Here is a 14,437-nt window from a genome sequence, read left to right as displayed (position 1 = left end):
GCCTATTGCACAACCCTTGCGCATTGTCATGAAATTCCATACATAAGGTTGCATTTGGGGGCAGTGGCGTGTGGCGACCTGCGGATCGGCGTGGAGAAGATGGAGCCTACCCTGGGACGCGCGGGGCAGATGCCGAGCCCGCGACGGAGCCCAAGCTCCACCTGCCGCCGACCATCAACAAGCTTCTACTAACGTCGCTGTTCGCGGTGGCGATCGCCTGTGGGCTTGCGATTTGCTTCATTCCCTATCCGAAGAAAGTGGAAGCCAGAGGCTCCATCGGACCGGTGGGCGGCGCCCTCAGCTTACGCGCGCCCAGCGCCGGCGTCGTTAGCGAGGTCCTCGTCGCCGAAGGGCAAACCGTTCGCCAGGGCGCGCCCATCCTCAAGTTGTCGCTTGACCAGGATCTTCTCGATGGCGCGCGCGGCGAACTCGAGGCCCGCGTCGCCAACGCCGAGAGCGTTGCGGAACGCCAGAAGCTAGATGTCGAGTATGTCGCCCTCAGCCATCAAGTCGGTCAAACGCGTGAAGCGCAAAGCCAGGCGTTGCGCCTGGTAGGGCTGCTCGACCAGCGCGAGACCATCGCCCTGGAGCAGGTCAAGCGCAACCGCGAGACGCTCGAAAAGGGGCGCTCGGCCTTCGAGCTCAAGTATGTCTCCGGCAATCAATGGCGACTGTGGCAGGCGGCCCTTGCACAGTCGGAAACGACGCTCCTTGAAGTTCGGGAGCAGCGCTCGCGGGCCCTCTTCGATTTGACGGCCGCGCGCCAGGAAGGCCGCAGACTTGAAGCGCAGATGAGCGGGCAGGCTGCGGATTTGCGCCTGCTCGACGCCAAGCATGATCAACGGAAACTGGAGATCGAGAAGGGGCGGCGCCAGTTGATCCTCGCTCCGCGCGAGGCCCGGGTGTCGAGCATTACCGCCAATCCAGGGTCATCGGTGGCGGAAGGCGAGCAAGTCGCGGTGTTGGCGCCCGACCATGCCCCGCTGGCGGCCGAGCTTTGGCTGGACGCAAGGGCGATCGGCTTCGTCGAAGTCGGGCGTTCTGTGGTCCTGATGTACGACGCCTTTCCGTATCAGAAGTACGGCAGCGGCCATGGAAGGGTTCTGTATGTGTCCCGCGCGCCGACCTCCCCGCCGCCCCCCCTGAGCACGAGTCTTCCGTCAGCCTACAAGGTGGTTGTGAGCGTCGAGAGCGCGACGGTTGCAGCAGCAGGAAGGCGCTGGCCCATTCCCTACGGCAGCACCCTGACGGCGAAAATCATCCTCGAGAACAAGAGCGTCGCGGCGCACCTCTTTTCGCCCCTGCACGATCAATGAGTCACATGCGCCGACCGACCGAAGCTTCGACGAAAGCAGTCTCTGTCATCAGCATATTGCGCCGCACGCCGGCTCTGAAATCCTATTTGATGCAGTCCATCGCCCTGTCGTTCCTGGTGCAGGTTCAAGTGGCGGTGTTCCCGCTATTTGCAGGGATCATTATCGACGACGTCATCCCCGTTGGCGACGTCAACCTGTTGTACCTCGCCACGTTTGGTTTTTGCGCGCTGCTCCTAGTGTCGGGATTTTCCGGTCTGGTCCGGAGCTTCGCGGTCTCACGCGTGAGCTCAACGATCTGGTGGCACCTTTCAAAGGACGTCTTCGCGTCCACGATCCGCCTACCCTTGCGCTGGTTTCATTCCAAGCCGCAGGCGGACGTTCTTCAAGTATTCTCGGCCGTTGATCAGACCCGGCTCTTGATGACGAGCCTGATAACAGCGGTTGTCGTCGATGGCCTGCTGGTGATCGTCAGCCTTGCCATGCTGCTCTTTGTATCGCCTGTCCTCGCCGCGATCTCCTTTCTGCTTTTGGCCACCTATGTCGGCATTCGCCTGGTCGGAATTCCAGTCATCCGACGCCGGCAGACAGCGGCAATCGAGGCCTCGGTTAAGGAAAGCTCCCATCGCATGGAAGCGGTGCGCGCCATTCAAACCATTCGGGCATTGGGGGGGGAGCGCGCCAAGGAGGCGGTTTGGACAGGCGCGTTGTCGGAAAGCATACGGGCCGCCGCGCTGGTTTCGGACACCACGAGCGTCTTCTCCTCGCTTCAATCAACCGCCATGCAGGTGATCGGGCTGGTGACCTATTTCGCAGCGGCAACGCTGGTACTAGGGGGGGACTTGAGTGTCGGGGCGATGATCGCCGCGATCGCCTATCAGGCCCAGTTCACACAACGGGCGTCCTTCCTGTTCGAGCAATACGCCAGTTGGAAAAACATCGACGCCCATGTCAGTCGAATTGAAGAGGTGTTTCGCACGACCCCGGAAGCGAATGGCGCGCACACCGTCGCCCATGTTCGCGGCGACCTGGATGTCATCGGACTAGGATTCCGATACGGTCCCGAGGATCCCGCGATCCTCACAGACGTAAACTTTACGGCGCGTTCCGGAGAGGTCGTCGCCATCGTTGGCGTATCAGGCGCCGGCAAGACAACACTCTCAAAGATCATTGGTGGACTCTATGAGCCGAGCGAGGGCCGCGTCTTGCTTGATGGCGTGCCTCTGAACGACTGGGACCGCGCCACGCTGCGCGTCGCCATCGGGATCGTTCTGCAGGACGACGAGATATTTGCGGGTACAATACAGCAGAACGTCAGCTTCTTCGCCGAAAGCCCGTCGACGAGTGATGTATGGACGGCGCTCGCGTTGGCCGGCCTGGCCGAAGAGGTTGCTCGCCTCCCTCTGCGGGAGAGCTCTCAGGTCGGAGACATGGGCAACGCGCTATCTGGCGGGCAACGACAGCGCCTTCAGCTGGCGCGGCTGTTCTACCGCAAGCCTCGGGTGATGATTCTAGATGAGGCCACAGCGCATCTCGACGTCGACAACGAGGCCGGCATTTTGCATTCGATACGGAAATCCGAAGCGCTTGTCTTCCTCATCGCCCATCGCCCCGAGACCATCCGGTCAGCCGATAGGGTTTTGCGTGTGGATGGTTCTGGCAAAGTCGTTGAGATACAGCATGCAGATGCTGTCCGACAGCTTCACGGCGCCTAAGGTCAGGCCTCGCAGATCGGCTGCATTTGCCCACTGTGACAAACTTTGGCTGGCGGCGGGACGGCCCACCGCCCGCCCAGCGCAAGTCGCCTAAGATGACGCAATGGCTGCCGGAGTACGCTCCTGCGCGCGATTGTCAGTTGCCGCGCGACCTGCCAGCGCGGCGAGCATTCTTGCAGCCGCGACAGTGATGGACAGATTTAGATGCTCCTCCATCCACATCCATTGCCCCTCGGGATTGCACTCGAAGAACACACTTTGCCCCTCCGGCGTAATGGCCAAGTCCATAGCGCCGAAGTCTAGATTTGCGAGCTGCATGTACCGCGTGATAGCGCTGCGAATCTCGTCATCAAGCTCATAGCGGCTGTAGATCTCACTCCGATGCTGGGCCTTGCGCCAATCCAGCTTCGAAATCTTGATCGCTTGGGAATCAATTTTTACGGCCGTGACTTCGCTTCCGCAAATCGTGACTCGAAGCTCAAACGCCTTTTCAATCTTCTCTTGAAAGATACCTGGTGCGATATCGGCCAGTTCGCTCGCCAAAAGGTCATCCGTTCTCAAGATCGCAGGCGGCGGATTGCCGATCCCTGTTATCGCTTCCCCGGACAAGGGTTTGTAGAGCACGCTTTCGCCGAATGTGGCGCGAACCGCCTGCAGATCGTTACCTATGACGGTGAGCGGGATATGGAATCCGGCCTCCTTTGCGAGGCCAAGCTGGATCGGTTTCAGGCCCGCAAAGGCCGTCGTCGTACCAGGGTTGATCAATCTCACATGCGGGTGCTTGAGAAGCGCCGCCTGTACGGCCATCCGAAACATCGCCCATTCCGCCTTCCAGAACTTGGCGGTCTGGTATTGCTCCAGCGTGTTGGCGTCGATGATCTCACCCCAGAGCCACTCCTGACGCACATCGCCTGCCGGGCGCTTTTGACGGTTCCAGATTGCTACACCGTCCAATCCACCGATAAAGTCGATCAGAGGCCAGACGTCGTCCTGACGGTCTGCAAAGCTCATTGAGGCTTGGCCTCGATAGATGTCGAACACATTGGTCTGGATGCCGACGGCGTGCAGTTGCGTCACGACCCGTTCGATATGCGGTTCATGCATTTGGCCGAATATAACAACTCCAAGCTGCATATACAGGCTCCCATATTCAGCCATTCGCGGCGCTACGGTACTCGCGCAGACCGCGATCACCCGTAACCTTAGGGAGATCACTTACAGGTTGTCTAAGGAATTTTTCGATTCTAAGGTGTATTCGTCTCACTTATGAGACGCACCTTTAGGAGACGGAAATGCATCAGGCCAAAACGCTGCCGCAACTCGCTCGCGAGGCGTTCTTGACGACGATGACGATCGAGGAACTCGAAGAAATCTCGGGCGCCGGCCCCTGCGCGCCGACCGAAACCTGCGGTAGCGGCGGCTGCAATAACGACGGTACGGACAGCCCGGACAACGGCTTCCCGGAGTGCACCTAAAGTCTATCGGCCGGCGTGGGCGTCCGCGCCGGCCACCTTCGCAACACACTTTTTTAGAGAGCTACGAATGTCCCATTTGAAGGTCGTGCTGGACAGCGGGCGCACGGTCGACATCAACGGAAAAATGCTTGGCGATGTGCACGCCCTCCTCAAGACATGCTCAAATACGGTTGAGGTGGATAAGGTCCTCAATGGGTTTGCCGAGGATGTTCTCAAAGTCGGAGATGGGATCGAGAGAGCTCCTGACGACGTCAAAAGCATCATCTCGCTTGTTAGGCCAGCACCGGCCGACGTCGTTGCGAAACGACTAGAGATCTGTGGAGCTTGCCCGCATTCGCGCAGGATTTCTTCCCCCATCGATCTGGGGATGCGCTGCCTGAAATGTGGCTGCTTGATGAGCCTCAAAGCTAGGCTTTCGTTTTCCCGCTGCCCGATCGGCCACTTCGATCCCGTTTGACATCCAGGCGCCACGCCCCGCGCCAGCAACCTTGCAAGCGCACTGGAAGGCGTGCGATCGCAAGGCATTGACCGTAAAGAGTAGCGAGCTATTCGACATCTCCGCTCTATACGAGAATTTCAGCATATTGGGCCGGTAGTGTTGATTGACGAGACTTCGCGCGAGCGGGCTCAAATGCTTTGCGCGCCGTGACGCAGTAGGAGTTTGCATGCTGTTAGCTTTGGCTGCGATCACTATGAGCGCCTTGCTGACTCAAGGCGATCCGATCGCCGCCGACACCCTCCAAGGCTGCGTAGGGTCCAAGTCCCTGGCCGCGCCCATAGAGAAGATCGCGCGGCTCAAAGCCAGTTCGTCACCCGATGCTTGGTTACTCGCTTGCCGCGAAGCGCGACAGGCCGAACAACTCAGACGCACGATCGTAGCGCAAGCCCTCTCAGGCGATGGCACGCCCCCTGCTGGCTACGAAAGCACCCGCCGATACGCTCAGCTTTCGTCGAATGCGGCCTCACCCGAAGCTGCTGAGCTCTTTCGGCGAGTGGCCCACGACTCGGCGGCCAGAAACAGCCTGCCTCGCAGCGCGCGCGGCGTGTTTGCTCCAGGTATCACGCCGCTCGGCGAACTGCTGCTCATGGGATTGATCAGCAACGCGGCCTTAGAATCGGACAGGGACAACACCGCCTGGCTCAAGGCCACGCTTCAGTCGCGCGGATGGTTCACCATCAGCAGAGACGGCGCGGACGCCGATATCGCCGCCTGGACGATTGTACAGCACAGCGACGCCGACCGCGACTTCCAGAAGGCTGCGATCGATATGATCGAGCCCCTGGTTGAAAGCGGAGAGAGTGCCCGGAACCGCTTTCCTTATTTGTTTGATCGATGGGCGGCTGGCGCCGGACATCCCCTTCGCTTCGGTCTCCAGGGAAGTTGCGTGGTCAAAGGCCAGTGGGAGCCTTTCCCAATTGCGGACCGCGAGTCCGTTGATGAGCGTAGGAGCGCCTTTGGTCTGGAAGCGCTGGCCCAACAGATCGAGACCTCCTCGCGCCGGTGCTAAAGCTTTAGTCGGCCTGCATTGCCTCTCTGGCGCGCTCGCGGATACGATTTTCCAAAAAATCGTAGATGCGCAGAATCGAAGGCGAGGATAATGGCCTCGGCGTCAAGCGCCTCATAGCTCTCGTCGGGCGCGGCGAAGGCGCTGGCGAGCTCTGCTTTCAGCCGCGCGAAGGCTGCTGCCTCGGCGTCGTTCTTATCGCGGCGGATGAAGTCACGCACATATTCGCTGACGTTTTTCATAGGCCCCGCCTTCGCTCACCTGAGCGGTGACGTAATCGCCAAGCGACCCGCTGACACGAACTTGAGGGTGAGGGTTCGGGCCACGCGGTGATCCTCCACGCCCCCCCATCATCTTATGGAATATCGTGGACAGCAGAAGGCCCATGGTGACGCCGCCGTCTGCCTGGACAGGCAGCCCGGGAGACGTCGGAATGGCGAGCAAGGGATGGTCAGGAGTCCTGCGGTTCGACAGTTGAGCCGGAACGGCGAGGTCTTCACGGGCGAGACCGTGCATGACGAGGTTCACGCCTGGACGCGTTAGGCCAGGTGTGGGCGGAAAACTACAAAGGCCAGGATCAAGCCTCCCGCCAGGGCGACGACGGTAGCTAGGCCTGCCCAGCCGATCGGCGTCAACAAGCGGGCGGTGGGGCGCGAACGAGAAGGCATGGGCGCAGGTTAAGGCGCCGCTCGTGGTCGCGCTAGGCGTCGCCGCGCCGCGCCCACCATTCGCCATAGGGCGTGGTCCTGGCCATGTGGCGATTGAGATCGGGCGCGCCATCGGTCCACCAGACCGGACCGCGCTCGCCGAGACCAACCTTGGCGGAGTGGACTTTGGCGCGGGCGGCCGAAAGGGCGGCTTCATCGCCTGAGGCCAGAGCGTCGCGAACCGCCCGGCGGGCGGCCATCAGGCCATCGACGAAGCCCTGGCGAACCTCGGGCGCGAGGTCGGGATTGCTCCGTCGCCACAGCCGACCGCGCACGACGATGTAGCGCCCATCCGGTGTAACCAACGGCGCGGTCATCGATCGATCTCGATCCAGGTCGGGGCGTGATCGCTCGCGCCGTTTAGACCGCGCACCCAGCGGTCGACCCCGCCGCCCCGAAGGTCAGCGACGAGATTGGGCGAAACCAGGAGATGGTCGATGCGCAGACCCTTGTCCCTTGGCCAGCGCTCGCGGAGATACGACCAGAATGCCCAAGGGGCGTCGGTCGGATGCAGCGCGCGCAAGGCGTCGGTCCAGCCCTGATCGAGCACGCCTTGGAAGGCCGCGCGGCTTTCTGGGCGGAGCAGAGCGTCGCCGCCGTACGAATGGTTGGGATAGATGTCGGCTTCGGTCGGCACGACGTTGTAGTCGCCGGCCAGGACGACGGGTGCGCCGGTCGCCAGCAGGGCCTGGGCATGAAGCGATAGAGCCTCGAACCAGGCCAGTTTGTAGTCGAACTTGGGTCCTGGGACGGGGTTGCCGTTGGGCAGATAGAGGCAGCCGACCAGCACGCCGTTCACCGCCGCCTCGATGTAGCGCGACTGGGATGGATCGGGCTCGCCTGGCAGAGCCGCGCGGGTCAGGACGGGCGTCATGCCGCGGGCCAGGATCGCCACCCCGTTCCAGGTCCGCTGGCCTTTCCAGACCGCGCCATAGCCCATCTGCTCCAGGGCCTCGGCGGGAAAGCGGCCTTGCTCGGTCTTCAGTTCCTGCAGGCAGACGATGTCGGGCTGGGCGTCGTCCAGCCATTCCAGCAGCGGGTCGAAGCGCTTGCGCACGTCGTTGATGTTGTAGGTGGCGATCCGCACACCGCCTCAACCGCTGCCGTCACGACTGCGTTCCGCTGTGGCGGAACAGATTGGCTGGCCTGAGGATTCGTCTTTTGAAAGGGAGACGCAACCGATGTCCAAACGTGAACTCATCGAGCCCACCCCTGGCGACAAGCGCTATCTCCGCCGGGACGATCAAGGCCATTTTTCCGAGGAGGTCGACGTCGGCAAGGCTTCGGCCGCCGACCAGCGTCGTCACTCCAACCATGACGCCGGTCCGGGCCAAGGCGACAAGGGCGACCGTCAAAAACACTAGCCCTGTCGGAACCGCGCCCCGCGGCAGATCGCTTAATAGCTGTCCGCCGCGTAGCGTTTTGGCGGACGGGGGCCGGCTCGTGTGCACGCCCTCTTGCGCCCGCGGGCCGGCCGACCTCTGGCGTTGCGACCCGGCCCATCCCATATCCTGACCATGCCCAAACATGTCGCGGCCCTGGCCGCCCAGTCGCTGCTCGTCGAAGACGACGCGCTTCGCATCGGCGTGGTCGTCGATCTCGACGACGTCCTTCAGCGGCGCGAAGCCCTTCTGGCCTACGCCGAGGCGTCCCGGCCCGTCCTGACCTATCGTTTCATTTTTCCCGAGGGAGCTGGCGTCACAGCGTTGGGGCCGTCGGGCGAGAAGCGCGACGCCCGCGCCCAGCTGGAGCTGATCGTCGGTCTCACGGGCGGAAGCCTCGTGAAGAGCCATCAGGGCCTGGGCGCGCGGATTCCCAAGATATCCGCCGCGCGCTTCGAGATGATGGCCGGGCCGTTGATCGAAGCCTTCCTGGTCTCCTTGGACCTGGGCGACGCCAGCCCCTGATACGAAAACGCCGCCCGGAATGTCCGACGGCGTGGCGTTATCCGATCTGTTTGATGACCATCTCGCGCAGCCGGACGCGCGGCGCGGGTTGGGCATGCGAGCCGCCGATCGGCGGTCTCGCGGGCCTTCGTCGTAAACATGTCTTTTCCAAATCAAGGCGTGAGCCCTAGCCCCGGCCAAGCCACTGAGGTCGAGATGAACCCGCCGATGGCGCTGCAATGGCAGCGGCTGCGCGGGGCGTACGCCAAGCGGTACGATGGGCCGTTCAACAAGCGTGGCGCGGACTTGCGGGGGCGATCGGCCACGGCTCAAGGCCTGGCTCAGCAGAAATTTCGGCTGCGCTTGGCCCAGGCGAGATCGCCCGCGTCGGCCCCTCGATCCTGCAGGCTCGAGAGCACCGCCCCGAGGTCATGAAGCTTGTAGGCGACGAGGTGAACGACATCGCCCTCGCGCTGAATATAACCCTCCACGCCGAGCAGGTGCGCCGATAGCGCAACCCTTCGCTGCTTCTCGTAGAGCGTTTTCCAGATGACGAGATTGGACACCCCGCTCTCGTCCTCGATGGTCATGAACATCACGCCCTTGGCCGTGCCGGGCATCTGGCGCACGAGCACGAGGCCGGCCGTCTTGATGAACTGGCGATCGCGCCCGCTGGCGGCGGCCTGGCACGGCCGATAGCCCTGGCCGGCGAGGTCCTCGCGCAGCAAGGCCAGCGGATGGCGGCGCAAGGACAGGCCGACATGGCCGTAGTCCTCGACGATCTCCCGGCCCTCGGTCATGGCCTTGAGGTTCGGCGCCGGCTCGTTCAGGTCCGAAGCATCGGGTCGATCGAAGAGGGGCAGGGCGACATCGCGCAGACCCTTGATCTTCCAGCCGGCTTCGCGACGGGCCAGGCCAAGGCTTGGGCGGAAGGCGTCGGCTTCGGCGAGGCGCGACAGGGCGCCGGGGCCAATCTGAGCGCGACGCCAGACATCATCGACCGCACGGTAGGGTTCTTCGGCGCGGGCCAGGACCAGGCGGGCGGCGTCGACCTCGGCCAGCTTACCGACCATGCGCAGGCCCAGGCGCAGAGCCAGGGCGCCATCGGCCGTCTCTTCGAGCGTGCAATCCCAGCGCGAGGCGTTGACGCAGATCGGCCGCACCTCGACCCCGTGCTCGATGGCGTCGCGAACGATCTGGGCCGGCTGGTAGAAGCCCATCGGCTGGCTGTTGAGCAGGGCCGCGCAGAAGACCTCCGGATGGTGGCATTTAAGCCAGGACGAGGCGTAGGCCAGGAGCGCGAAGCTGGCCGCGTGGCTTTCGGGAAAGCCGTAAGACCCGAAACCTTCCAGCTGATTGAAGGTCTGCTCGGCGAAGTCCTGCGGATAGCCGCGCGCGACCATGCCGCCCACCAGCTTGTCCTTGAAGTGACTGACCCCGCCGGTGAACTTGAAGGTGGCCATGGCGCGGCGCAGCTGATCGGCCTCGCCGGGCGTGAAGCCGGCGCACTCGATGGCCACCCGCATGGCCTGCTCCTGGAAGAGCGGCACGCCCAGGGTCTTGCCCAGCACCTTCTCCAGCTCGGGCTTGGGATAGCTCACCGGCTCCTTGCCTTCACGCCGCCGCAGGTAGGGATGGACCATGTCGCCCTGGATCGGGCCGGGGCGCACGATCGCCACCTCGATGACCAGGTCGTAGAAGCTGCGGGGTTTTAGGCGCGGCAGCATGGCCATCTGCGCGCGGCTTTCGATCTGAAAGACGCCCAGGGTATCGGCCCGGCGGATCATCGCGTAGGTGCGCGGATCCTCCGGCGGAATGGTCGCAAGATCGAGCGCTATGCCTTTGGCGTCTTTCAGCAAATCAAGGCCGCGCTTGAGGCAGGTCATCATGCCCAGACCCAGGACGTCGACCTTCATGAACTTCAGCGCGTCAATGTCGTCCTTGTCCCACTCGATGATCTGTCGACCTTCCATCCGGGCCGGCTCGATCGGGACCAGTTCGTCGAGCCGATCGTGCGTGAGGACGAAGCCGCCGGGGTGCTGGGAAAAATGGCGGGGCGTGTTCAGCAGTACCTGGGCCAGCTCCAGGGTCAGGCGCAGGCGGCGGTCGGAGAGGTCCAGGCCCATGTCGCGCGCGTGCTTTTCCTCAATGTCCTCGCGAGAAAAGCTCCAGATCTGGCTGGAAAGGCCCTTGGTCATGTCCTCGGGCAAGCCCAGCACCTTGCCGACGTCACGCACGGCGCCGCGCGGCCGAAACCGCTGCACGACGGCGACGATGGCCGAGCGATGCCGGCCGTAGGTCTCGAAGATCCACTGCATCACCGTCTCGCGGCGGGCATGCTCGAAGTCGACATCGATGTCGGGCGGCTCGTCGCGTTCGGCCGAGACGAAGCGCTCGAACAAAAGATCGTTGCGTTCGGGGTCAATGCTGGTGATGCCCAGCACGTAGCAGACGGCCGAGTTGGCGGCCGAGCCGCGGCCCTGGCAGAGGATGTCCTGACTCTTGGAGTATCGGACGATCGAATTGACGGTCAGGAAGTAGGGCGCATAGCCCAGCTGGCCGATCAGCCTTAGCTCGTGGTCGAGGATCTTGCGCACCTCCGGCGTCACGCCATCGGGAAAGCGCTGGGCCGCGCCCTCCCAGGTCAGGCGCTCCAAGGTCTCCTGGGCCGTCTCGCCGTCGGCGACCACTTCGCGCGGGTACTGGTAGCTGAGTTCGGAGAGCGAGAAGCGGCAGCGGGCGGCGATCGCCACCGAAGCGGCGACGGCGTCGCGGTGGCGGGGGAAGAGGCGCTGGATCTCGGCCGGCGCCTTCAGATAGCGATCTGCGTGGCGGTCGCGCTTGAACCCCACGTCGTCGATCGTGGTCCCTTCGCGAATGCAGGTGACGACGTCTTGCAGCAGGCGCCGATCCTTCTCGTGAAAGAGGACGCGATTGGTGACCACCGGCGTGACCCCGGCGGCGTGCGCCATCTGCTCCAGGTCGTGGAGGCGTAGGGCGTCGCCAGGGCGTCGGCGCAAGGTGAGGGCGACATGGGCGTCGGCGCCGAAGATCGCCGCGAGTTTGCCAAGCTGCCGGGCCGTGATCTCGTCGGCGTCTTCAGGGATGAGGATGGCGACCAGGCCTTCGGCGTGGGTGGCCAGATCGGTAAGGTCGAGGTGGCACTCGCCTTTGCCGGCCCGGCTCTTGCCCAGCGACAACATGCGCGAGAGGCGGCTGTAGGCCGGGCGGTCGGTGGGCAGCACCACCACGCTCATGCCGTCCCGCAGCACCAGCTCGCAGCCGACGATCAGCCGAACCCCGGTCTCCTTGGCCGCGATGTGGGCGCGGACAAGACCGGCCAGGCTGTTGCGATCGCAGATGGCCAGGGCCCGATAGCCGAGTCGCGCGGCCTCGTCGAACAGCTCACCGGGGGATGAAGCGCCGCGCAGCAAAGAGAAGTGCGAGGCGCACTGCAGCTCGACATAATCGCCAAGATCTTCAAGAGCTTGCATGATCAAGCTCATCCGAACACGCCCTGGATGAACCAGCGATGGGTGCCGGTGGCCGGGTCCTCGCCGTCGCCATCGCGATAGATCCAGTAGCGCTCGCCGCCTTCGTCCTCGATCTGGAAGTAGTCGCGCGAGCGGGCCAGTTCGGCGTCGGCTTTCCACCACTCGCCAAACACCCGCTCGGGGCCATCGGCCCGGCGCACGCGCCGGCGCACGCCGCGCCAGGTGAAGGCGGCCGGCGGCTGGTCGGGCAGCAGGGCCACCGTCTCAATGAGCTCAGGACGTGGAAAGACCCGCGTGGGCCGTGGCCAGTCGACCGGCCAGGAGAAGGCGGCCGGCGTCTCGGCGGCGGGGACCTTGCGCACGCTCCGCTCGGGAATGTCGCTTTCGGCGCTGGCCAGGCGATAGACCGCGTCGGCGCCCAGGCGCACCCGAAGCGTGTCGATCAGGCCGGACAGATCGGCGCGGCGCTTGCCGCCTAAAGCATCATCCTGGCTATAGGCCAGCGGCTCGGCGCCGGGCGCGGCCAGCACCATCTTGTCGACGCCAAACCCCGGATCGACCTTTTCGAGCTTTTCGCACAGCAGCTTGGCCAGGCGCCGCGCATCACGGGCCGGCGCGGACAGGCCGATCCGTGCGCTCTCGACCCGATTGTCGACCCGGTAGAACCAGGCGTCGATCGTCTTGGCCCCGAGGCTGGCGGATTCGAGGACGGCGCAGAGTTCGACGGTCAGCGCGGTCAGATAGCGGGCCATGGTCTCGGGCGCGCCGATCGGCTCGGCGAAGATCTTGGCCGCGCGCGGCGTCTGCGGCGCGAACACCGGCTCGATCGGCTCGCGCTCGCGAGCGTGGGCCTGATCGAGGCGACGGATCGGCTCCAGGCCGAAGCGATGGGCCAGGGGGCCTTTGGCTGTGGCCTCGAGTTCGCCGATGGTGTCGAAGCCCGGCTTGGCCAGGGCCTGAACCGTTTCGGGCGGCAGGCGAAGGGCGGCGACCGGCAGGTCCTTGAGCTGCCGGCCCAGTTCGCCCGGCGGGACCGCGAATACCGAGCGCCGCGAATAGCGGGCCAGGGCATGGGCGCCGCCCCAGCTGTCGGCGATCGCGACCGTGGCTGTATAGCCCGCCTTGCCCAGGCGCCGGCGAAGGTCGATCAGCATCTTCTCCTCGCCGCCGAAGAGATGGGTGCAGCCAGTGGCGTCGATGACTAGGCCATCGGGCGGATCGGCCGCGACGGTCGGCGAGTAGAGGCGTTGGGCCCAAACCGCCAGGCGCTGCAGGGCGGCATTGTCGCCCTCGGTGTCTAAGTCCTGCAGGACAAGGCCCGGGATCATGGCCGTGGCGTGGGCGACGGCTTGGCCCAGACGCAGGCCGGTCTTGGCGGCGGCCAGGTTCATGTGCGCGATCGCGCGCCGGCGACCGATGCGTCCGACCATGATGATCGGGACGTCAGGCGATGGCGCGCTCTTGCCCTGCAAGCGGGCCAGCCGGTCGGTGGGCCAGCGGGGCAGGAAGACGGAGATGACCCTTTGCGTCACAGGCTTCTAGCTCGATGTCGAAGGCTTCGCCCGCCTTGCAGCGGAGGAGTTCCAGGAACCAGCGGGGACGACCCACGCCGGGAACGGACGACGGAAGCGGCGAGGAGGGCAGGGGCGAGACCCGCCACCGCGTCTCGGCCGCCGTCGGCTGGCCAAGATCGGCCGCGTCGGCGATCCGCCGCCATCTTCGCACCGCGATGGCGATCTGGCCGCTCTTCTCGGCCGCCAGCTGCAGGCGCCGCGACGCGGTCATCGAGAGCTTGCCGACCTCGCCGATCACGCCCGCCAAGCCCGGCCAGCGCAGGCCTTCCTCCATCGCCGCCAGCACGCCGGCCTCGTCGCCGGCGTCGGCGAAGATCAGCCGGTGGGGCGGCAGGCCCGCCTGGGCCAGGGACGGGGCGAAGAGGTCGGCCTGGCGGCGGCACCACAGGACCTCGCCCTGCGCGCGGGCCAGGATCCCAGCGGCGAACCGCGCGGCCGTGGCGCCGTAGAGCGCTTCCTCCGCCCCGCCGGCCACCTCGTGCAGTGCGCCGAGCGTCAGGCCGCCGCCAGGCAGGCGCGCGTCGAGCGGTGTCACACCGAACGGCAACACCGCGCGGCTGACACGGCCCTGGGTTTCCAGGGCGCGGACCTTGCGGCGGAGCGCGTTGAGCGCGTCGGGTGGCGGGGAAGGGGTGATTGTCTGGGCCATGGCGGGAGAACGAGTATGTTCCACCTTTGTTCTCTGCTTGACCGTGGAGTCAACGGGGCAAAGGGTGCAGCGCAGCGGCGCCACGGCCACGGCTCAATCGCCGCAAGGGTTTGAGCGGA

14 protein-coding genes are annotated in these 14,437 nt (G+C 64.6%); 7 read left to right on the top strand and 7 right to left on the bottom strand.

The features are described from left to right. Positions 1–68: 68 nt before the first annotated feature. Complete coding sequence (locus tag AC1RR5_RS20700; RefSeq protein WP_492924558.1) at positions 69–1,316, top strand: HlyD family secretion protein; 1,248 nt, start codon at positions 69–71, stop codon at positions 1,314–1,316. A gap of 5 nt (positions 1,317–1,321) precedes the next feature. Continuing rightward, a complete protein-coding gene (locus AC1RR5_RS20695; protein ID WP_492924556.1) occupies positions 1,322–3,028 on the top strand; it encodes a peptidase domain-containing ABC transporter in 1,707 nt (568 codons plus the stop codon). A 90-nt stretch (positions 3,029–3,118) separates the two neighbouring features. Here AC1RR5_RS20695 and AC1RR5_RS20690 read toward each other — a convergent pair whose 3' ends face one another. Next, positions 3,119–4,162: an MvdC/MvdD family ATP grasp protein gene (locus AC1RR5_RS20690; protein WP_492924554.1), complete on the bottom strand. Its 1,044-nt coding sequence runs from the start codon at positions 4,160–4,162 to the stop codon at positions 3,119–3,121. Positions 4,163–4,320: 158 nt separating this feature from the next. Here AC1RR5_RS20690 and AC1RR5_RS20685 point away from each other — a divergent pair, with 158 nt between their 5' ends. The 3 genes from AC1RR5_RS20685 (at position 4,321) to AC1RR5_RS20675 (ending at position 6,011) form a co-directional block, all read left to right on the top strand. After that, entirely contained in the window at positions 4,321–4,503 is a 183-nt protein-coding gene (locus AC1RR5_RS20685; RefSeq protein WP_492924552.1) for a hypothetical protein, read from the top strand. Positions 4,504–4,570: 67 nt separating this feature from the next. Continuing rightward, complete coding sequence (locus AC1RR5_RS20680) at positions 4,571–4,960, top strand: hypothetical protein (RefSeq protein WP_492924550.1); 390 nt, start codon at positions 4,571–4,573, stop codon at positions 4,958–4,960. A 208-nt stretch (positions 4,961–5,168) separates the two neighbouring features. After that, the gene (locus tag AC1RR5_RS20675) at positions 5,169–6,011 is read left to right on the top strand and encodes a hypothetical protein (RefSeq protein WP_492924548.1); all 843 of its coding nucleotides are present in this window, start codon (positions 5,169–5,171) and stop codon (positions 6,009–6,011) included. Here the strand turns inward: AC1RR5_RS20675 and AC1RR5_RS20670 are convergent. The 3 genes from AC1RR5_RS20670 to AC1RR5_RS20660 form a co-directional block, all read right to left on the bottom strand. Further along, positions 6,008–6,250, bottom strand: coding sequence for a hypothetical protein (locus tag AC1RR5_RS20670; protein ID WP_492924546.1), 243 nt, complete (start codon positions 6,248–6,250; stop codon positions 6,008–6,010). The genes AC1RR5_RS20675 and AC1RR5_RS20670 overlap by 4 nt on opposite strands. Positions 6,251–6,708: 458 nt before the next feature. Next, complete coding sequence (locus AC1RR5_RS20665) at positions 6,709–7,032, bottom strand: hypothetical protein (protein ID WP_492924544.1); 324 nt, start codon at positions 7,030–7,032, stop codon at positions 6,709–6,711. After that, on the bottom strand, positions 7,029–7,802 hold the full coding sequence (locus tag AC1RR5_RS20660) for an exodeoxyribonuclease III (RefSeq protein WP_492924542.1): 774 nt from the start codon (positions 7,800–7,802) through the stop codon (positions 7,029–7,031). The genes AC1RR5_RS20665 and AC1RR5_RS20660 overlap by 4 nt, the downstream gene beginning before the upstream one ends. A gap of 94 nt (positions 7,803–7,896) precedes the next feature. On the opposite strand from AC1RR5_RS20660, the gene AC1RR5_RS20655 reads away from it, so the two are divergent. Next, positions 7,897–8,079, top strand: coding sequence for a hypothetical protein (locus AC1RR5_RS20655; protein WP_492924540.1), 183 nt, complete (start codon positions 7,897–7,899; stop codon positions 8,077–8,079). A gap of 153 nt (positions 8,080–8,232) precedes the next feature. Continuing rightward, positions 8,233–8,622, top strand: a complete 390-nt coding sequence (locus tag AC1RR5_RS20650; RefSeq protein ID WP_492924538.1) for a hypothetical protein — start codon at positions 8,233–8,235, stop codon at positions 8,620–8,622. 320 nt (positions 8,623–8,942) lie between these two features. Here the strand turns inward: AC1RR5_RS20650 and AC1RR5_RS20645 are convergent, their stop codons facing one another. The 3 genes from AC1RR5_RS20645 to AC1RR5_RS20635 are packed head-to-tail and all read right to left on the bottom strand — an operon-like array spanning position 8,943 to position 14,342. Then, positions 8,943–12,095 (bottom strand): error-prone DNA polymerase, encoded by a 3,153-nt coding sequence (locus AC1RR5_RS20645; RefSeq protein WP_492924536.1) that lies wholly within the window; start codon positions 12,093–12,095, stop codon positions 8,943–8,945. A gap of 8 nt (positions 12,096–12,103) precedes the next feature. Further along, positions 12,104–13,627: a Y-family DNA polymerase gene (locus AC1RR5_RS20640; RefSeq protein WP_492924534.1), complete on the bottom strand. Its 1,524-nt coding sequence runs from the start codon at positions 13,625–13,627 to the stop codon at positions 12,104–12,106. Beyond that, positions 13,539–14,342 (bottom strand): ImuA family protein, encoded by an 804-nt coding sequence (locus AC1RR5_RS20635; RefSeq protein ID WP_492924532.1) that lies wholly within the window; start codon positions 14,340–14,342, stop codon positions 13,539–13,541. Before AC1RR5_RS20635 ends, AC1RR5_RS20640 begins: the two co-directional genes overlap by 89 nt. Between the last annotated feature and the right edge of the window lie 95 nt (positions 14,343–14,437).

Source organism: Caulobacter sp. GW821-FHT11E11 (assembly GCF_058808315.1).
This window is presented reverse-complemented; position numbering and strand designations above follow the sequence as displayed.